Annotated in this window: 18 protein-coding genes and 1 tRNA gene; 13 read left to right on the top strand and 6 right to left on the bottom strand. The window is 66.6% G+C overall.

All coding sequences use genetic code 11. The features are described 5' to 3' along the window. Positions 1-79 precede the first annotated feature (79 nt). A complete protein-coding gene (gene pgsA / locus ACMX37_RS09595; protein ID WP_483145715.1) occupies positions 80-688 on the top strand; it encodes a CDP-diacylglycerol--glycerol-3-phosphate 3-phosphatidyltransferase in 609 nt (202 codons plus the stop codon). 53 nt (positions 689-741) lie between these two features. Beyond that, on the top strand, positions 742-1,071 hold the full coding sequence (locus tag ACMX37_RS09590; protein WP_088913946.1) for a hypothetical protein: 330 nt from the start codon (positions 742-744) through the stop codon (positions 1,069-1,071). A 7-nt stretch (positions 1,072-1,078) separates the two neighbouring features. Here ACMX37_RS09590 and ACMX37_RS09585 read toward each other — a convergent pair whose 3' ends face one another. From ACMX37_RS09585 to rnd, 3 genes are all read right to left on the bottom strand, one after another. Continuing rightward, positions 1,079-2,437: an MFS transporter gene (locus ACMX37_RS09585; RefSeq protein WP_483145714.1), complete on the bottom strand. Its 1,359-nt coding sequence runs from the start codon at positions 2,435-2,437 to the stop codon at positions 1,079-1,081. A gap of 114 nt (positions 2,438-2,551) precedes the next feature. Then, positions 2,552-3,448, bottom strand: a complete 897-nt coding sequence (locus ACMX37_RS09580) for a hydrogen peroxide-inducible genes activator (RefSeq protein ID WP_483145713.1) — start codon at positions 3,446-3,448, stop codon at positions 2,552-2,554. Positions 3,449-3,567: 119 nt separating this feature from the next. Next, positions 3,568-4,764, bottom strand: a complete 1,197-nt coding sequence (gene rnd, locus ACMX37_RS09575) for a ribonuclease D (RefSeq protein WP_483145712.1) — start codon at positions 4,762-4,764, stop codon at positions 3,568-3,570. Positions 4,765-4,954: 190 nt separating this feature from the next. Between rnd and aspS the strand changes: the two genes are divergently transcribed. The 6 genes from aspS (at position 4,955) to ACMX37_RS09545 (ending at position 10,198) form a co-directional block, all read left to right on the top strand. Next, on the top strand, positions 4,955-6,745 hold the full coding sequence (aspS, locus tag ACMX37_RS09570; RefSeq protein ID WP_483145711.1) for an aspartate--tRNA ligase: 1,791 nt from the start codon (positions 4,955-4,957) through the stop codon (positions 6,743-6,745). Positions 6,746-6,861: 116 nt separating this feature from the next. Beyond that, the gene (locus ACMX37_RS09565) at positions 6,862-7,098 is read left to right on the top strand and encodes an acyl carrier protein (RefSeq protein WP_068351714.1); all 237 of its coding nucleotides are present in this window, start codon (positions 6,862-6,864) and stop codon (positions 7,096-7,098) included. A gap of 133 nt (positions 7,099-7,231) precedes the next feature. Continuing rightward, entirely contained in the window at positions 7,232-8,491 is a 1,260-nt protein-coding gene (gene fabF, locus ACMX37_RS09560; RefSeq protein WP_483145710.1) for a beta-ketoacyl-ACP synthase II, read from the top strand. Positions 8,492-8,495: 4 nt separating this feature from the next. Further along, entirely contained in the window at positions 8,496-9,461 is a 966-nt protein-coding gene (gene mltG, locus ACMX37_RS09555; RefSeq protein ID WP_483145709.1) for an endolytic transglycosylase MltG, read from the top strand. Continuing rightward, on the top strand, positions 9,425-10,006 hold the full coding sequence (locus ACMX37_RS09550; protein WP_483145708.1) for a 2'-5' RNA ligase family protein: 582 nt from the start codon (positions 9,425-9,427) through the stop codon (positions 10,004-10,006). The genes mltG and ACMX37_RS09550 overlap by 37 nt, the downstream gene beginning before the upstream one ends. 115 nt (positions 10,007-10,121) lie before the next feature. Next, a tRNA-Met gene (locus ACMX37_RS09545) sits at positions 10,122-10,198 on the top strand. A gap of 104 nt (positions 10,199-10,302) precedes the next feature. On the opposite strand, the gene ACMX37_RS09540 is transcribed toward ACMX37_RS09545, so the two are convergent. Then, positions 10,303-10,695: a MerC domain-containing protein gene (locus ACMX37_RS09540; protein ID WP_483145707.1), complete on the bottom strand. Its 393-nt coding sequence runs from the start codon at positions 10,693-10,695 to the stop codon at positions 10,303-10,305. Positions 10,696-10,777: 82 nt separating this feature from the next. On the opposite strand from ACMX37_RS09540, the gene ACMX37_RS09535 reads away from it, so the two are divergent. Beyond that, positions 10,778-12,016: a GTP-binding protein gene (locus ACMX37_RS09535; RefSeq protein WP_483145706.1), complete on the top strand. Its 1,239-nt coding sequence runs from the start codon at positions 10,778-10,780 to the stop codon at positions 12,014-12,016. On the opposite strand, the gene ACMX37_RS09530 is transcribed toward ACMX37_RS09535, so the two are convergent. Further along, a complete protein-coding gene (locus ACMX37_RS09530; protein WP_483145705.1) occupies positions 11,958-12,536 on the bottom strand; it encodes an aldo/keto reductase in 579 nt (192 codons plus the stop codon). The genes ACMX37_RS09535 and ACMX37_RS09530 overlap by 59 nt on opposite strands. A 44-nt stretch (positions 12,537-12,580) precedes the next feature. Further along, entirely contained in the window at positions 12,581-13,486 is a 906-nt protein-coding gene (locus ACMX37_RS09525; RefSeq protein WP_483145704.1) for an SDR family oxidoreductase, read from the bottom strand. 98 nt (positions 13,487-13,584) lie between these two features. Here ACMX37_RS09525 and ACMX37_RS09520 point away from each other — a divergent pair, with 98 nt between their 5' ends. The 4 genes from ACMX37_RS09520 (at position 13,585) to ACMX37_RS09505 (ending at position 17,409) form a co-directional block, all read left to right on the top strand. Continuing rightward, positions 13,585-14,409, top strand: a complete 825-nt coding sequence (locus ACMX37_RS09520) for a helix-turn-helix transcriptional regulator (RefSeq protein WP_483145703.1) — start codon at positions 13,585-13,587, stop codon at positions 14,407-14,409. Positions 14,410-14,823: 414 nt separating this feature from the next. Then, positions 14,824-15,699 carry a DUF1838 family protein gene (locus ACMX37_RS09515; protein WP_483145702.1) on the top strand — a complete coding sequence of 292 codons (876 nt, stop codon included), beginning with the start codon at positions 14,824-14,826 and terminating at the stop codon, positions 15,697-15,699. Positions 15,700-15,823: 124 nt separating this feature from the next. Further along, positions 15,824-17,044, top strand: coding sequence for a class I SAM-dependent methyltransferase (locus ACMX37_RS09510; RefSeq protein ID WP_483145701.1), 1,221 nt, complete (start codon positions 15,824-15,826; stop codon positions 17,042-17,044). Continuing rightward, positions 17,041-17,409, top strand: a complete 369-nt coding sequence (locus ACMX37_RS09505; RefSeq protein ID WP_483145700.1) for a hypothetical protein — start codon at positions 17,041-17,043, stop codon at positions 17,407-17,409. The genes ACMX37_RS09510 and ACMX37_RS09505 overlap by 4 nt, the downstream gene beginning before the upstream one ends. The last annotated feature ends 9 nt before the right edge of the window (positions 17,410-17,418 follow it).

The raw sequence follows: 17,418 nt of genomic DNA, 5'->3' as shown, positions 1-17,418 counted from the left end.
CGCGCGCCGGCTCCGCGTGCGAGCGTGTCATCAGGGGTTTTGCGCGCCCTCGTCCGGCGCTAGAGGGGTGCGGAAGCCCATGTCGAGCCTGCCCAATATCCTCACGCTCTCGCGCATCTTCGCGGTGCCGCTCCTGGCCTTCTTCCTGTGGTGGCCGGACTGGCGGCTGGGCTATCTGGTGGGCTTCGTGCTCTATTGCATCATTGCCATCACCGATTTCTTCGACGGCTATCTGGCGCGCGCGCAGGGGACGGTCTCGAAGCTCGGCATCTTCCTCGATCCGATCGCCGACAAGATCATGGTCGCCGCCGTGATCCTCGTGCTGACGGCGCAGGGATACCTGCGCGGGCCCTATGCGGGGGACATCCATGTGATCGCGGGCCTCGTGATCCTCGTGCGCGAGATCGCCGTCAGCGGCCTGCGCGAATTCCTCGGCGGGATTCAGGTCTCGGTGCCGGTCTCCAAGCTCGCCAAGTGGAAGACGACCTTCCAGCTGGTCGCGCTGGGCGCGCTGATCCTCGGCGGGGCGGTGCATGGCAAGCCCTGCCAGTCGGTGTTCGAGGGCTGCGGCACGCTTGCGGACAGCTGGGTGCACCTGGTCGGCCTCGTCTCGCTGTGGACCGCGGCGGCGCTGACCTGCATCACCGGCTGGGACTACCTGCGCGTCGGCCTCAAGCACATGGATTGAGTTGCAGCATTGTCACTGGAACCGGGCGGCCGGTTCGGGTTACACCATCTCCCATGGGATCGGATGCATCGGGCGAGCCGGGCGCGTTTGTCGGCCGGCTGGCGGATCAGGCGCGCAAGCTTCAGCGCGAGGCAAGAAGAGCCATCGCGCAGGGCGACTATGCCCGCGCCTCGGCGCTGATCGGCGATGCGGAGATGCTCGCCGAGGATGTCCACGGCCTTGTCGACGATATCGAGCACCGCGAGACTGACCGACTGATGGGCCACGCCGCCGCCGAGACCGAGGCCCGCACCCGGCCTGCGGCAGTCCCGCTCCCCCGCCGCCGCCTGCGCCTCGCGATCGGCGCCAGCCTCGCCATGAGCCTCGCGCTGACGGAGTGCTGAACGGGCGCTAGTCGTATTCGGGCGCCGGCCCCTCACCATGGGGGAGCCGCTGTGCGCCATCCTGTTCGCGCCGTTCCTCGCCCGGGTAGCGCACCAGAAGCACCAGCAGCAGCCCCACACCCCAGATCGCGGCAATGCTGAAATATAACAACGGTGCATTCCCTGCGCCCGACGTGTTCGCCGCGAGCGCGGCGCCGATCGGCCGGCCGAAATTGCTGATGCCCATGTAGATCGTGAACTGGGTCGCCGCGACCGCCGGATCGCACACCCGCATCGCCAGCGTCAGCGCGGCGATGAAGTAGATCAGTCGCGTCGTTTCCATCGCGATCTGGAAGGCCATGAGCACGCGCTCGTCGCTCCAGGCCGAGGAGTTCGCGCCCATTGCCGCAGTCGACAGCATGCCGATCGCCAGCGCCAGCGCGACCGCGCGCTGGGGACCGATCCGCCCGACCAGCCAGCCGCCCGCGAGAATGCCGCACAGCCCGCTCGTGAGCGTCAGGGCGGAGATGAAACCGGTGTATTGCGTCGGCGTCCACCCCGCGTGCTGCTGGTAGAGCACGGGGTGAAACGCCTCGAAGCCGCCTTCGGGGATCACCCGGATGAGCAGGATCGGCAGCAGCAGCAGGCTGACTGGCGCCAGCACCGCGCGCGTGGCGCTGCGCAGCAACGGCCACCATGCCTCGACCACCAGCGTGTCATTATGCGGGTGGCTCCGGCCCGGGCTCCACGGCAGGCGCTTCTCGCCCTCGCGCTCGCGGATCACGGTCGCGAACAGCATCACGAGGGCGGGGATGACGGCCAGCACCAGCAGGCAGGTGGCGATGCCGAACCGCGCCAGCAGCCAGCCGCCGGTTGCGGTGGTGAGCGAAGCGCCGACAAACTGCGCCCCGGCCATGATCCCGCCCGCCCGGGCGCGCTCCTCCTCGGGCATGATGTCGATGGCGAGACTGTCGATCCCCACATCCTGAAAGGTCACCGCCAGATTGGCGAGGAACCCGAGCGCGGCGATCTGGGCGACGTGATGGGCCTCGGGCGACAGGGCCGCGCCTGCGATCAGAGTCATGACGAGCGTCCCTTGCGCGCCGATGATCCAGACACGGCGGCGCCCCATCGGCAGGAAAGTATAGCGGTCGATGAGGAAGCCGTTCGCGATCTTGAGCGTCCACGGCAGCGCGGCCGCCCCCACGACCGAGGCGATCGCTCCGGTGCCGACCCCGTTTGCTGCCATCCACGCCGGCAGGGCGAAGAAGAACAAGCCAATCGGAAAGCCCTGCGTGAGGTAGAAAAGCAGCAGCGTCGTGAACCGCAGCGGCCTGCTGTCGGTCAGCACGAAAACATGCGCGCGCACGCGTGCCATGTCCGGCATGGGCCTATGTCCCCCCCGATTTCCCCGCGGGAAGTTTCTCACGCACGCCTGCTTTCGGCAAGCGGGAGTTCGGGTGCTGGGAATTGGCGGCCGGCGCGGGCCCCTCGCCGGGCGCTAACCCGCCCGCAGTTCCTCCGCCAGCAGCATGAAATCCGCCTCGCGCGGGGAGTTCTTGCGCCAGGCGAGCACGATCTCGCGCTTGGCGGTGGGGCTGTCGACCGGCCGCGCGACCACCTCGGTTCCGGCGAGGATTCCCGCTTCGAGCGCCATTTCGGGCAGCATGGTCAGGCCGAGGTCGTTGTCGACCAGTTGCACCAGCGTGTGCAGCGAGGTGCCGATCATCGCCGCGCTCGCGCGCAGTTCGGAGCGCGAACACGCCGCCAGCGCATGATCGCGCAGGCAGTGGCCGTCCTCGAGCAGCAGGAGCCGGCCCTGGTCGATCATCTCGGGCTTGATGGTCGCCGGCGGATCGCGGGGATCGTCCTTGGGGAAGGCGATGAACAGCCGGTCGTCGGCGATATGCGCGATTGCGGCATCGCCGGTGTCGAAGGGCAGGGCGAGCAGCACGCAATCGACCCGTCCGTGATTGAGGGATTCGAGCGCATCATGGCTCGTCTCCTCGCGCAGCATCAGCTTGAGGTCGGGCCGCTCGCGCTTCAGCCGGGGCAGGATGCGCGGCAGCAGGAAAGGGGCGATGGTGGGGATGACGCTCATCCGCAGTTCGCCCACCAGCGGCTTGCCCGCGGCATGCACCAGATCGGCCAGCTCCTCCGCCTCGCGCAGCAGGCGCCCGGCCTTGGCCACCACCTGTTCGCCCAGCGCCGTGAAGCGCACCACCCGGCGCGAGCGTTCCACCAGCGTCACGCCGAGCAGCGATTCGAGCTCGCGGATTCCGGCTGAGAGCGTCGACTGCGACACGAAGCTCGCATCCGCCGCCTTGCCGAAGTGCCCGTGCTCGTGAAGCGCGACGAGGTATTGCAGCTGCTTGATGGTCGGCAGGTACGTGGACACGGCCTTCCCTCCTTAATCCGTTCGCCCTGAGCTTGTCGAAGGGCTGTCCTTCCTCAAAGCGCATGGGGACACAAGAAAGTGCAGGGCTTCGACAGGCTCAGCCCGAACGGTTCTGGTTCCTATTCCGCCGCCAGCGCACCGGGTTCAGGGACGTCGTCGATATGGGTCATCTTGAGCTTGCCCTTCTCGACCGCGAAGGCGAGCTTGCCCTCGACGAGGTCCAGCGCGTCCTTGCCGAACACCTCGTAGCGCCAGCCTTCGAGCACCGGCAGCTTGCGCACGCCGGCGGCCAGCGCCTCCATCTCGTCGGCGCGGGTGAGGAGGCGGGGCGCGACGTCGATCTCGCGGGCGCGGATTTTCAGCAGCAGCTTCAGGAGGTCCGCCACCAGCGCGCCTTCCTTGCCCAGCGGTGCGCCCTGCTTGATCTTCTCGGGCATCTCGTTCTTGGGCAGGGGCTCTGCCTCGGCGAGGACCTTCATCAGCCGCTTGCCGATGTCATTGTCCTTCCACGCCGGGGAAAGCCCGCGCACCTTGGCGAGATCGCCTTGCACCTTGGGCGGATGGCTGGCGATGTCGGCGAGCGTCTCGTCGCGCATGATCCGGCCGCGCGGGATGTTCTTGTGCTGCGCCTCGCTCTCGCGCCAGGCAGCCAGCGCCTTCATCCGGCCCAGCACCTGCGGGTTGCGCCCCGGCTGGCGGATGCGCTTCCAGGCGAGGCCCGGGTCGGTGAGGTAGTTCGCAGGATCGGCGAGCTTCTCCATCTCCGCATCGAGCCACACGCCGCGCCCGGTCTTGATCAGCTTCTTGAGGATCTTGGGGAAGATCGCGGCAAGGTGCGTCACGTCGCCGATGGCATATTCGATCTGCCGGTCGGTGAGCGGGCGGCGGCTCCAGTCGGTAAAGCGCGCGCCCTTGTCGATGGTGAGGCCGACCCAGGTCTCGACAAGGTTGGCATAGCCGATCTGTTCGGACTGGCTGATCGCCATCATCGCGATCTGGGTGTCGAAGATGGGATGGGGGGTGCGCCCCGTCATGTTGACGATGATCTCGACGTCCTGCCCGCCGGCGTGGAAGACCTTGAGCACATCCTCGTTGTCGGTGAGCAGGTCGAGCAGCGGCGTCAGGTCGATGCCGTCCGCCATCGGGTCGATCGCGGCGGCCTCTTCCGTATTGGCGATCTGCACCAGGCAGAGTTCCGGCCAATAGGTGTTCTCGCGCATGAATTCGGTGTCGACCGCGACGAAATCGGACTTCGCCAGGCGGGCGCAGAGGTCGGAGAGGGCCTCGGTGGTGGTGATAAGCGGGTGGATTTTCATGTTCTCTTGCTTCAATGGGGGCGGAGTGCCGCCCTCGGGTCGAACCCAGTTTGCGCCCGCAGCCCTGCCAAGCGTGGCTTGACAAAGTGCAAGGCTTGCCCTGTTAGCGCGCCGACGACGGAGCCGAGGGCCTCACGGCGCCGCGCGAGCGCGCCCTAGCGTCATAACCGCCAACAGGACAAGAGTTTAGATGCACCCCTACCGCACGCATACTTGCGCACAGCTTTCTTCCGATCACGTCGGCCAGACCGTGCGACTTTCGGGCTGGATCCACAGGAAGCGCGACCACGGGGGCGTGTTGTTCGTCGACCTGCGCGACCATTACGGCATCACCCAGATCGTCGCCGACAGCGACAGCCCGGCACTGCCCGTGCTTGAAGGCCTGCGGGTCGAGAGCGTCGTCACCATCGAGGGCGAGGTCAAGGCGCGGGTGGCCGAGACGGTCAACGCCAACCTCGCCACCGGCGCGATCGAGGTCTTCGCCCGCGGCGTCACCGTGCAGAGCGCAGCCGAGGAGCTGCCGATGCCGGTCGCCGACGAGCAGCCCTACCCCGAGGACATCCGCCTCAAGTACCGCTTCCTCGACCTGCGCCGCGAGACGCTCCACCGCAACATCATGACCCGCGTGGCGGTGATCGCCGACATGCGCAGCCGCATGAACGCGGCCGGTTTCAACGAGTTCTCGACACCCATTCTCACCGCGTCTTCGCCCGAGGGCGCGCGCGACTTCCTCGTGCCGAGCCGCATCCACGCGGGCAAGTTCTACGCGCTCCCGCAGGCGCCGCAGCAGTACAAGCAGTTGCTGATGGTCGCCGGCTTCGACCGCTATTTCCAGATCGCCCCCTGCTTCCGCGACGAGGACCCGCGCGCCGACCGTCTGCCGGGCGAGTTCTACCAGCTCGATCTCGAGATGAGCTTTGTCACGCAGGAAGAAGTGTGGGAGACGATGGAGCCCGTGATCCAGGGCACCTTCGCGGCCTTCGCGGGCGACAAGAGCGTCACCCCGGCGGGCCAGTTCCCGCGCATCCCCTATGACGAGGCGATGCTGAAGTATGGCTCGGACAAGCCGGACCTTCGCAACCCGCTGATCATCAGCGACGTGTCGTCGCACTTCACCCAGAGCGGCTTCGGCCTGTTCGAGAAGATCGTCGGCGGCGGCGGTGTCGTCCGCGCCATCCCTGCGCCCGCCACCCATGAGAAGAGCCGCAAGTTCTTCGACGACATGAACGACTGGGCGCGCAAGGAAGGCTACGCGGGCCTCGGCTATGTCACCCGCAAGGGCGGCGAATTCGGCGGCCCGATCGCCAAGAACCATGGGCCGGAGCGCATGGCGGAACTCTACGCCGAGCTCGGCCTCGGCGAGAACGACGGCTTGTTCTTTGCCGCAGGCAAGGAGGCCGATGCCGCCAAGCTCGCGGGCGCTGCGCGCATCCGCGTGGGCGAGGAACTGGGCCTCATCGACGAGAACGCCTTCGCCCTGTGCTGGATCGTCGACTTCCCCTTCTACGAGTACAACGAGGACGAGAAGAAGGTCGACTTCTCCCACAATCCCTTCTCGATGCCGCAGGGCGGGATCGAGGCGCTGGAGGGGCAGGACCCGCTCACGATCAAGGCGTTCCAGTACGATCTCGTGTGCAACGGCTACGAGATCGCAAGCGGATCGATCCGCAACCACAAGCCGGAAACGATGGTCAAGGCCTTCGAGATCGTCGGCCTCAGCCAGGCGGATGTCGAAGAACGTTTCGGCGGCATGTACCGCGCCTTCCAGTACGGTGCGCCGCCGCACGGGGGGATGGCGGCGGGCGTCGACCGCATCGTGATGCTGCTGTGCGGCGCGAAGAACCTGCGCGAGATCTCGCTCTTCCCGATGAACCAGCGCGCCGAGGACCTGCTGATGGGCGCGCCGTCGCCGGCCGAGCCGAAGGCGCTGCGGGAGCTGCACCTGCGCGTGATCGAGCCGCAGGCCAAGCCCGCAGGCTGAGGGCGCGGGTGCGCCCTGCCTGTGGGCAGCGTGCCTCAAGCCCACTTGCGCATCCCCGCGCCCTTCATTAGGGCGAGGGACGAGTTTACCTAACCCCAGTTTCAAGAGGGAATACCATGAGCGATACTGCCGATCGGGTGGCCAAGATTGTCGTCGAGCACCTCGGCGTCGAAGCCGAAAAGGTCACTCAGGATGCGAGCTTCATCGACGATCTGGGCGCCGACAGCCTTGACATCGTCGAGCTGGTGATGGCCTTCGAAGAGGAATTCGGTGTCGAAATCCCCGACGATGCGGCCGAGAAGATCACCACCGTCGGTGACGCCACCAAGTACATCGAAGAACACAAGGGCTGATCGCCCGACCATTCCCGTTTTGCCCTGAGCGTGTCGAAGGGTGCTTGCCGGCCTGTTGGCCGGCAGGACAATGCGGGGCTTCGACAGGCTCAGCCCGGACGGGTTGAGCCTGTTGTGCGTTTTGGAGAATGATATGCGCCGTGTGGTTGTTACCGGCCTCGGTCTTGTCACCCCGCTGGGCGGCGACGTCGAGACATCGTGGGCGAACCTCATTGCCGGTGAAAGCGGAGCGGGCCAGATCACCCGCTTCGACACTTCGGACCAGAAGTGCACCATCGCCTGCGAGGTGAAGCCGAAGGATCACCCCTGGGGCTTCGACCCCGACAAGCGCGTCGACCACAAGGTCCAGCGCCAGGTCGATCCCTTCATCGTCTACGGCATCGACGCCGCAGGGCAGGCGCTGGAAGACGCGGGCCTGACCGACATGACCGAGGCCGAGAAGGAGCGCACCGGCTGCTCGATCGGTTCGGGCATCGGTGGCCTGCCGGGCATCGAGCTGGAAAGCGTCAATCTCCACGAGCGCGGCCCCAGCCGGGTCAGCCCGCACTTCGTGCACGGGCGCCTCATCAACCTCATCACCGGGCAGGTGCAGATCAAGTACGGCTTCATGGGTCCGAACCATGCCGTCGTCACCGCCTGCTCCACCGGCGCGCACTCGATCGGCGATGCCGCGCGGATGATCATGATGGACGATGCCGACGTGATGCTGGCGGGCGGTGCGGAATCGACCGTCAACCCGCTCGGCATCGCCGGCTTCGCCCAGGCGCGCGCGCTCAACATGAGCATGAACGACCGCCCCACCGAGGCGAGCCGCCCCTATGACCGCAACCGCGACGGCTTCGTCATGGGCGAGGGCGCAGGGGTGGTGGTGCTCGAGGAATATGAGCGGGCCAAGGCGCGCGGCGCCAAGATCTATGCCGAAGTGACCGGCTACGGCCTTTCGGGCGATGCCTACCACGTCACCGCCCCGCATCCCGAAGGCCGCGGCGCGGAACTCGCGATGCGCATGGCGCTGCGGAAGGCCGGTCTCGGGCCGGGCGACATCGACTACATCAACGCCCATGGCACCTCGACCATGGCCGACACCATCGAACTCGCCGCGATCAAGCGGGTGCTGGGCGATGATCTCGGCGGCGCGTCGATGTCCTCGACCAAGAGCGCGATCGGCCACCTTCTGGGCGGTGCGGGCGCGGTCGAGGCGATCTTCTGCATCCTCGCGATGCGCGACCAGATCGTGCCGCCGACCCTCAACCTCCACGATCCCGACGAGGGCACTGAGGGTATCGACCTCGTGCCGCTGGTCGCCAAGAAGCGTCAGGTGCGCGCGGTGCTCAACAACTCCTTCGGCTTCGGCGGCACCAATGCCTCGCTGATCATGCAGAAGCTGGACTGACGGTGTGACCCGCGGGCGGCTCGTCCTCGGCGGTCTGGTCGCGCTGGCGCTTGCCGGGCTGATCTTCGCATGGAGCCTGCTCGGCTCGGCGACGATCGCCAAGGACACGAGCTTCACCATCCCCGCGGGCGCCTCGGTGTCCTCTGTCGCCGACAAGCTCGAGGCCGAGGGGCTAATCTCCTCGGCCTCCGGCTTCGTCCTGCAGGCGCGCATCTTCGGCTCCGACACGCCGATCCAGGCGGGCGAGTTCCTGCTGACCCCCGGCATGAGCCAGGGCGACATCCTCGCCGCCTTCCAGTCGGGCGACGTGATCCGCCGCTTTGTCACCATCCCCGAAGGCATGCCCTCGATCCTCGTGTGGGAACGCCTGATGGCCGAGGAGCTGCTGACCGGCGACATCGACGTGCCCCCCGAAGGCTCGGTCCTGCCCGACACCTACAGCTTCGAGCGCGGCCAGACCCGCAAGAGCCTGGTCGAACAGATGCAGGCGGCGATGGACAAGGCGCTGGCCGAGGAATGGGCCAAGCGCCGCCCCGGCATTCCGGTCGATACCATGCGCGAGGCGCTGATCCTCGCCTCGATCGTCGAGAAGGAAACCGGCAAGCCCGAGGAACGCCGCATGGTCGCCGGGCTCTATTCCAACCGCGTGCGCACCGGCATGATGCTGCAGGCCGACCCGACGATCATCTACCCGATCACCAAGGGCAAGCCGCTCGGCCGCCGCATCCGCCAGTCGGAGATCGCCGCCGTCAATGGCTACAACACCTACACCAAGGTGGGTCTGCCCGAGGGCCCGATTACCAATCCCGGCCGCGCCAGCATCGCGGCGGTGATGAACCCGGAGAACACGGGCGCGCTGTTCATGGTTGCGGACGGCACGGGCGGGCACTGGTTCGCCGACACGCTCGCCGAACACAACGCCAACGTCGCCAAGTGGTATGCGATCCGCCGCGAGCGGGGCGAGATGTAGGCGAGCCGCGTCCCATCGCCGACCCTTTCATCCTCACCGCCGTTCTGCCGCCCGATCTGCAAGGCTTCGCGGAAGGCCTGCGCCGCGCGCATTTCCCGCCGGAGCGCAATCACCTCCACGCCCACGTCACCCTGTTCCACGCCTTCGCCCCGGCGCTGCTGGAGGAACTGCGCGATTATCTGCCCGGGATCGCGGCGGAGTTCGCGCCGCCCGAGGGGGCGGTGAAGGGGGTGATGGATCTGGGCAAGGGCACCGCCATCGCGCTCGAGGCACCGCAGCTGCTGGCCCTGCGGGCGCTGATCGCCGAGCACTTCCGCGGCAGCCTCACCGCCCAGGATCTCCAAGAGCCGCGCCCGCACATCACCATCCAGAACAAGGTGACGAAGGAAGAGGCGCGGGCGCTCCAGGCAAGCCTCGCTCCGGTGCTTGCGCCGTGGATCGCCAGGGGGCGTTTCGCCTTCCCCGCGCTGGCGCTGTGGCGTTATCGCGGCGGCCCGTGGGAGCCGGTCAAGACCTGCGCCTTCCGGGGCCGCGAGCGGCTGTAACCCGCGCGCGCAACAGGGCTTGACCCTGCAAGCCGCGCGCCCTAAGTGCGCGCCTCGCCCGGGCCGACACCCGGACGCGAATCCGGCATGGCAATGCGTGCCGGATCCCCCTTGGGGCGGAGTAGCTCAGCCGGTTAGAGCAGCGGAATCATAATCCGCGTGTCGGGGGTTCGAGTCCCTCCTCCGCTACCACAGGTTTTTCCGGAAGCTTGCGGGTTTTTCCCCATTGCGCCTTCTGGAAGAACCATCGCCAATAGCGGGCGACCGTCACTCATCGGTTGCTATCAGATGCGCGATCAGTGCGGATGGGCCTTGCGCAGCCTGCGCCAGTGCGCGGCGAGCAGCAGCAGTGTGCCTGCCACCGTCAGCGCCAGTTCCCCGGTCTCGCTGGCGGACAGGATGCCGCCGACCAGCGCGGCGAAGGCGGCGAGGACCAGCAGGCTCTGGCCCTTGCCGGGTCGTCCACGCAGCAGCACCGGCCCGCTGACCAGCATAACCGGGACGATCAGCGCGGCATGGACCCATGCGTCTTCGCGCAAGCCTTCGGGCAATGCCGCGAGGACGGCGACCGGCAGGCTCGCCAGCAGCCAGGGCAGGGCGAGGCAATGCAGCAGGCACAGCACCGAAAGCCCCATTCCCAAGCGGTGCCAGGGCGCCTCGTTACTGGCGCTTGCTGCAGATCCTGACATATGTTGCCCCTATTGCGTTATAATACAACGTCACATAATGACGCCTGCTAGCGATACAAGTGCAACCCGGCAGGATTACCGCATGACCACCCCTTCATCCGATCGACGCCTTCCCGTGACCGTCCTTTCCGGCTTTCTCGGGGCAGGCAAGACGACGCTGCTCAACCACATCCTCGCCAACCGCGAGGGCAAGCGGGTGGCGGTGATCGTCAACGACATGTCCGAGGTCAACATCGACGCCGATCTGGTGCGCGGCGGCGAGGCGGCGCTCAGCCGCGCGGAGGAAACGCTGGTCGAGATGACCAACGGCTGCATCTGCTGCACCCTGCGCGACGATCTGCTGAAAGAGGTCCGCAAGCTCGCCGGGGAAGGCCGCTTCGACTATCTCGTGATCGAGAGCACCGGCATCTCCGAACCGCTTCCCGTGGCGGCGACCTTCTCTTTTCGCGACGAAGCGGGCGAATGCCTGGGCGATGTCGCGCGGCTCGACACGATGGTGACCGTGGTCGACGCCCTCAACCTGCTTGCCGACTATTCAAGCACCGACCTGCTCTCCGCGCGCGGGGAGACGGCGGGTGAGGGCGATGATCGCAGCCTTGTCGGCCTGCTGGTCGAACAGATCGAGTTCGCCGACGTGGTGATCGTCAACAAGGCGAGCGCCGTGCCGCCGGAACAGCTCGCCACGGTCAAGCAGGTGGTCGCCTCGCTCAATGCCGATGCCCGCATCATCGAGGCCGATTTCGGCAAGGTCGCGCTCGACACCATCATGGGCACCGGCCTCTATGACGAGGAGCGGTCCGAACAGCACCCGCTGTGGATGAAGGAGCTCTACGACTACGCGAGCCACCGGCCCGAGAGCGAGGAATACGGGGTCGAAAGCTTCGTCTACCGTGCCCGGCGGCCCTTCCATCCGGCGATGTTCTACCGCTTCCTGACCGGCGATGCATTGGACAAGGTGATCCGGGCCAAGGGCCACTTCTGGCTCGCCACGCGCACCGAATTCCTCGGGGAGCTGGCGATTGCCGGGCACCAGAAGACCGTCAGCCGGATGGGCCGCTGGTGGGCGGCAGTCCCGAAGAACCGCTGGCCCGATGACGGCACCTTCGAGGAGTTCGTGATCCGCCACTGGGACGCCGTCTGGGGCGACCGGCGGCAGGAACTGGTGTTCATCGGCATCGGACTGGACCGCGCCGCAATCATGGCGGCGCTCGATGCCTGCCTTGTCCCGGGCGAGGCCTTCACGCCCGAAAAGTGGGCGCGGCTCAACGACCCCTTCCCCGCGTGGGGCGAGGCGCAGACGACGCTCGAACCTGCCGAGTGAGCAGGGGCCTCGCCCGCCCCTGCCGCGGGGCGGGCGAAGCGCCGCAGCGCAAGCAGAAGCAGCGCGGCGGCAAGCGCGCGAGGCTGTAGAGGATGCTCTCGCTGCCGGCGCTCACCTTGTCGAGGGCGGTGAGCTGGCCTGCAGATAGCGCATGGCCCAGGGCATCGGCATTTTCGGTGACCTGCCCGGGCCGGCTTACGCCCATCCGCGTAGAGGTCACACCCGGTCCGCCAATGACCCAGGCGAGGGCCACGCGTGCGGGTGTCTCTCCCGTCTCGGTCGCAATGCGCTTCACCTCGTCCGCGATGCGCCAGTTCCGGTCGGTAAAGAGCATGTCGCCGAAGGGATTGTCGCCATCAAGCTGCCTTTCGTCTGTGGGGCCGTCACTCCCGTCGCGGGCTCCTTCATTGGGGAAGCCTCTCTTGCGTGAACCCGCCGCCTCCACGGCCGCACGATTATACTTGCCGGTCAGCAGGCCATAGGCGAGCGGGCTCGTCTTGAGGTCATGCGTGGTGATCATGGCTGGGGCCATGCCGTTTCGCTCAACGGGGCGTGCAGCCTTCGTCAGGTTGCTGGCGGCACGGGCGCGTAATCCTTCGCCTGCAAATCCCCGATAAGTCCCGGACCCTTCGGCGCCCAGCCGAGCCTTGCCTTTGTCCAGTCGTTCGATGCTGCACCATTGCGACCGATGAACATCGCCAGCCAGCCGAAATGGGCTTTGGCCTCTTCGGGTGACAAGGTGACCAGCGGAAGGTTGAGACCGGCGGCGACAGCCTCGGCGATCTGCCGGAAAGGGACGCCCGGCTCGCCCACGGCATGATAGGTCTCGCCGCGCGATCCGCGCTCCAGCACTGCGGCAAACATCCGCGCGACATCGCTGACATGCGCCGCCGCCCAGCGATCATCGCCTGCACCGGCATAGCCAGCAAAGCCTGACGCGCGGGCGTGGTCGATGTAGAAGGTGATGAGGCCCTGCCTGACCGGATCATGCACCTGGGGAAGCCGGACGATCCGTACATCCACGCCCGAGCTTAGAACCGCCCTTGCGGCTTGCTCCGTCGCTACGCGCGGAATGGGTGCGCCTTCGTTGAACACGGCTTCGAGCGCGAGCCCGCCATCCCCGCTGTCGCCGAGGACGGTGGCCGAGGTGACAATGAGGAGCCGGTCAGACCCCTGCAACGCCCCCCCGAGCGCGGTGATCACGCGGCGGTCCTTTTCGCAGTTCGCTGCATAGTTCGCAAAATCGTGGTCGAAGGCCGTGTGGATGATCGCATCGGCCTGCAAGGCACCCCCTACGAGGCTTCCGAGATCCTCGATGGTCCCGAAGTGCGGGCGGGCTCCGGCAGCCTCGAGCTGGTGCCTGCCGCTTTCGGAGCGTGTGAGCCCAACAACCTCGTGCCCTGCGGCCAGAAGTTCCGGAATGATCCGCGAGCCGACGAAGCCGGTCGCACCTGTAAGGAATATCCGCATGACGAGCCTTTCACGATGGTTGCGAAGGCTCCTTCAGCGTACAAGACATCTTACTAAAGTAGTGACGTTATCATGTTATAATCTTCAACAGGACGGCGATGACAGAAAGCAGCAACACAACCACACCGCTCGGGGCTTTCCTGCGGGATCGCCGGGCACGGATGGATCCGACGTCCTTCGGCTTTGGCGGGCGGCGACGCACGCCGGGCCTGCGCCGGGAGGAAGTGGCGCAGCGGGCCAATATCTCGCCGACATGGTATACTTGGCTCGAACAGGGGCGCGGCGGGGCGCCGTCTGCCGATGTGCTCGATCGTCTGGCCAAGGGACTGATGCTGACCGCACCTGAGCGCGAGCACCTGTTTCTGCTTGCTCTCGGGCGGCCGCCGGCGGTGACCTATTCGCGGCCCGATCATGTCACGCCGCGGCTGCAACGGGTGCTTGACGCCCTGCCGAACAGCCCGGCGATCATCAAGACGGCCACCTGGGACGTGATCGCGTGGAACACTGCGGCGGCCCGGCTGCTCACCGACTACGGCAGGCTCCCTCGCGAGGAACGCAATGTCCTGCGCCTGATCTTCACCAATCCGGTCACCAGAGCTGCACAAGATGACTGGTGGAATGTCGCAAGATATGTGGTCGGCGCCTTCCGGGCCGACGCGGCCCGCGCCGGAGCGGGAGCGGAAATCATGGCCCTTGTCGATGAACTGAGCCGCATCAGCCCCGAATTCGAAAGCCTCTGGGGTGAAAACGATGTTGCATCGCATGCCGATGGCATGAAGCGCCTGAGGCATCCGGAACACGGGCTCATCGAACTCGAGTTCTCGGTATTTGCCGTCGAGGGTCGCCCTGACCTCGGGATGCTGGTCTACAATCCCGCGACACCAGAATCGGCACGCTGCGTGGCAGAACTCCTTTCCGGATAGAATTATGGCCGCGCCAAAGCCGTGTTCGGACGGAGTCGCCGTTGCTGAGCGGATAGCCGGACGGCAGCTTTCGGAAACTCCCTGCAAGAAACCCGCCACTCGGCATTCGGCCCAACTGCGGACTTCGACAGGATCGGAGGAACCGCTCAACGTCCGAGATCGACCCTTCATCTCGTCATTCAGTCACGTTGACGCGTTGCCGACGAGTGGGGGTACCAATGGGGGTGTCATAAGGCACTCGGATACAAGTTAATATTGCAATTCAATTGTTTGAATGTTCGCGAAAGGTCCATCCTTCGCTACAATCCCCTTCATTCACTCAGCCGGGACGATTAGCAGGCGCGAGTGACAGGGGGCTTGCCAACCGGCATTTGTCCGGACAAATTGCGGGCCGGCAATTCCAGAGGAGCAATCATGCTGCACGTGTCTCCCTTCATCCGGCGCTCTCTCGTTCTTGCCTGCTCCGCCGCGGGGCTGGCGATCGCGGCTCCGGCCCTGCCGCAGGGCGGGTCTGCCGCCCCCGCTGCCGCGAGCGCCGACAGCCGCGCCGCCGCGCCGGAGGAATTCCGCATGTGGATCGATGCGCGCGCGGGCACGGGCGAGCCGGTGCACTGGGTGTCGGAAGGGGCGATCTACGAATATCCCACCGGCAGGAAGCTGTTCGGAATGATCGGGTTCGATTCCAGCCGGGTGTTCTGGCCCGACAAGCCGGGCGATCCGGTGGTGCACCTGACCCGCAAGACCTATGCCTACACCGATGCGGAAACCGGCGAGATTCTCACCGAATACAACGGCCGGAAGGTCGAGCCGATCGCCTACCCCTACCAGATGATCTCCTACCGCTACGAGAACGGGCGCATCTATGGCGACGTCGAACAGGGCGTCGCGCCCGCGGTGCAGAAGATCGAGGCCAAGACGGGCATGACCTGGCGCTGGATAGGCAAGGACACGCTCGCGATCACGGCGCCGGTGTTCCTCGATTTCCCGCTCCCCGGCGGCGGGCGATACGAGGCCTGGGAGAACTATGACTTCTTCATCCATCGCGCCGGCACCAATGCCGAACCGCACCAGATGGCGTGGCAGCGGTATGGCGCGCTTCCGCCGTTCGCGGGGAAGGGGCAGGCGATCTATCACCTGCTTTCCTGGCGGGTCGAGAGCAATGCCGCCCTGCCGCCGCGCCTGCGCGCATGGGCGGAGCGGGAAAAGCCCTTGTGGCTCAACCCCCCGCGCGATCTGGACGAGATCCGCGCACTCCAGAAGGGCGAGGCGGTGCAGGGCTGGGCGCGCTGATTGTGCAGCACGACGTGCTTGCGGTATGATCCAGATCAAGGACGCACCGCCCGAGGCTTGACAAACCCGCGTTCCACGTGAAATTTGTCCGGACAACTTTCCGGCCCAGCCCAGAGGTGCCGCCATGGCCAAAGACCTGCCCCCACCCTACACCGCGATGAGCCGCCATCCGATGATGCCGCGCACCTCCCACGACGAGGCGGCGCGCTTCAACTTCCTGACGCACTTCAACCGCTACCTGTCCGGCCCCATCGGCGGCGGCAACCGGCTCGCCTACGAAAAGCGGGTGCTGCCGGCCTTCCGCGCCGAGCATGGCCGCGATCCCGAGCACCGCTACGAGATCCGCGACGCGATGAACCGCGACCCGTGGCACCGCATGTGGTCGGCGCTGAAGCGCAATTCGATGGAGATGCGCCAGCACAACGGACGGCAGGTGGTGCTGCGCCAGCTCGACGAGCTCGATGCGATGGCGCGCCAGTTCAACGAGCATTCGGGGATGCTTGAACTCGATCCCGCGATCGAACAGCCCGAATACCAGACCGCCGTCGATATCCACTGCCAGCCGGGCGGCTATCACGGCGAGGAGCGTGCCGGAGACGTGACGGTCGGGGCGAATTACGATGTCGGCCTGTTCGCGACGACGGGCGGCGCGCTCGGCGGACTGAACGATGGCGGCGGGCAGGCGGTGGTCGGCTGGATCAGGTCCGAGCGGCCCGACTGGAAGCCCCGGCGCATCCTCGATATCGGCTGCACCATCGGCCACAACGCCGTGCCGATCGCCCAGGCCTTCCCCGATGCCGAGGTGATCGCGATCGACACCGCCGCGGCCTCGCTGCGCTACGGCGCGGCCCGGGCGGCGGCGATGGGGGTGAAGAACATCCGCTTCGTCCAGGCCTCGGGCGAGGATCTGTCGCGCTGGGCCGACGGGCATTTCGACTGGGTGCAGACCACCATGTTCCTGCACGAGCTGTCGGCGAAGTCGATGCCGCACATCCTCGCCGAAGCCAACCGCGTGCTCGCGCCGGGCGGGCTGATCCTGCACATCGAGCAGCCGCAATATTCGGACGAAATGCCGCTGTTCGAGCAGTTCATGCGCGACTGGGACGCGTTCAACAACAACGAGCCCTTCTGGTCGGCGATGCACGGACAGGACCTGAAGGAGGTGATGGCGAAGGCCGGCTTCCCGCGCGATTGCCAGTTCGTCGCCGGGGTGCGGGCGGTGGTCGATCCGGAGATCTTCCCGCCGTCACCCGACGCTGGCGAGGAAGACTATGGCCGCGCCGCGATCTGGAATGCCTATGGCGCGTGGAAGCCGCTCGCGGGCGAACAGCAGGTGGCGGCATGAACGCGGGCGAGGGCCAGCTCGACTGGGTCGCGCTCTCGGGTCGCCGCGCCAAGGGCAAGCGTCCCGACTTCTTCGACAACCCCGCGCTCGACCGGCTCTATTCGACGGTCTTCGCGCTCGCCGCCGAGGTTTCCGCGCTGCGCGAGCGGCAGGATACCATCGAACGGCTGCTCGATGCGAAGGGCACGCTCTCGCGCGAGGACATCGAGAACTACGTGCCCGATCGCGAGGCAGGCGACGAGCGGGGGATGGCGACGCGCGCCTACATCGCGCGGATCATGCGCGGCTTCCAGCAGGAGGTCGAGGCGATGGAAGCACACGACCCGCCGATCATGGACATCGTGGACAAGCTTTCGCGCGAATAGGGATCACGG

It is taken from the genome of Porphyrobacter sp. THAI-01a, from assembly GCF_056868655.1.
The sequence above is the reverse complement of the archived record's forward strand: the minus strand, read 5'-3'. Positions and strand labels throughout refer to the sequence as shown.

What these genes read in the sequence shown, in the direction of transcription:
- ACMX37_RS09525 (WP_483145704.1), bottom strand. Translation starts at nt 13,486, where the DNA reads ATGCGGATATTCCTTACAGGTGCGACCGGCTTCGTCGGCTCGCGGATC.
- ACMX37_RS09540 (WP_483145707.1), bottom strand. Translation starts at nt 10,695, where the DNA reads ATGTCAGGATCTGCAGCAAGCGCCAGTAACGAGGCGCCCTGGCACCGC.
- aspS (WP_483145711.1), top strand. Translation starts at nt 4,955, where the DNA reads ATGCACCCCTACCGCACGCATACTTGCGCACAGCTTTCTTCCGATCAC.
- fabF (WP_483145710.1), top strand. Translation starts at nt 7,232, where the DNA reads ATGCGCCGTGTGGTTGTTACCGGCCTCGGTCTTGTCACCCCGCTGGGC.
- pgsA (WP_483145715.1), top strand. Translation starts at nt 80, where the DNA reads ATGTCGAGCCTGCCCAATATCCTCACGCTCTCGCGCATCTTCGCGGTG.
- ACMX37_RS09520 (WP_483145703.1), top strand. Translation starts at nt 13,585, where the DNA reads ATGACAGAAAGCAGCAACACAACCACACCGCTCGGGGCTTTCCTGCGG.
- ACMX37_RS09505 (WP_483145700.1), top strand. Translation starts at nt 17,041, where the DNA reads ATGAACGCGGGCGAGGGCCAGCTCGACTGGGTCGCGCTCTCGGGTCGC.
- rnd (WP_483145712.1), bottom strand. Translation starts at nt 4,764, where the DNA reads ATGAAAATCCACCCGCTTATCACCACCACCGAGGCCCTCTCCGACCTC.
- ACMX37_RS09590 (WP_088913946.1), top strand. Translation starts at nt 742, where the DNA reads ATGGGATCGGATGCATCGGGCGAGCCGGGCGCGTTTGTCGGCCGGCTG.
- ACMX37_RS09565 (WP_068351714.1), top strand. Translation starts at nt 6,862, where the DNA reads ATGAGCGATACTGCCGATCGGGTGGCCAAGATTGTCGTCGAGCACCTC.
- ACMX37_RS09510 (WP_483145701.1), top strand. Translation starts at nt 15,824, where the DNA reads ATGGCCAAAGACCTGCCCCCACCCTACACCGCGATGAGCCGCCATCCG.
- ACMX37_RS09515 (WP_483145702.1), top strand. Translation starts at nt 14,824, where the DNA reads ATGCTGCACGTGTCTCCCTTCATCCGGCGCTCTCTCGTTCTTGCCTGC.
- ACMX37_RS09530 (WP_483145705.1), bottom strand. Translation starts at nt 12,536, where the DNA reads ATGATCACCACGCATGACCTCAAGACGAGCCCGCTCGCCTATGGCCTG.
- ACMX37_RS09535 (WP_483145706.1), top strand. Translation starts at nt 10,778, where the DNA reads ATGACCACCCCTTCATCCGATCGACGCCTTCCCGTGACCGTCCTTTCC.
- ACMX37_RS09585 (WP_483145714.1), bottom strand. Translation starts at nt 2,437, where the DNA reads ATGCCGGACATGGCACGCGTGCGCGCGCATGTTTTCGTGCTGACCGAC.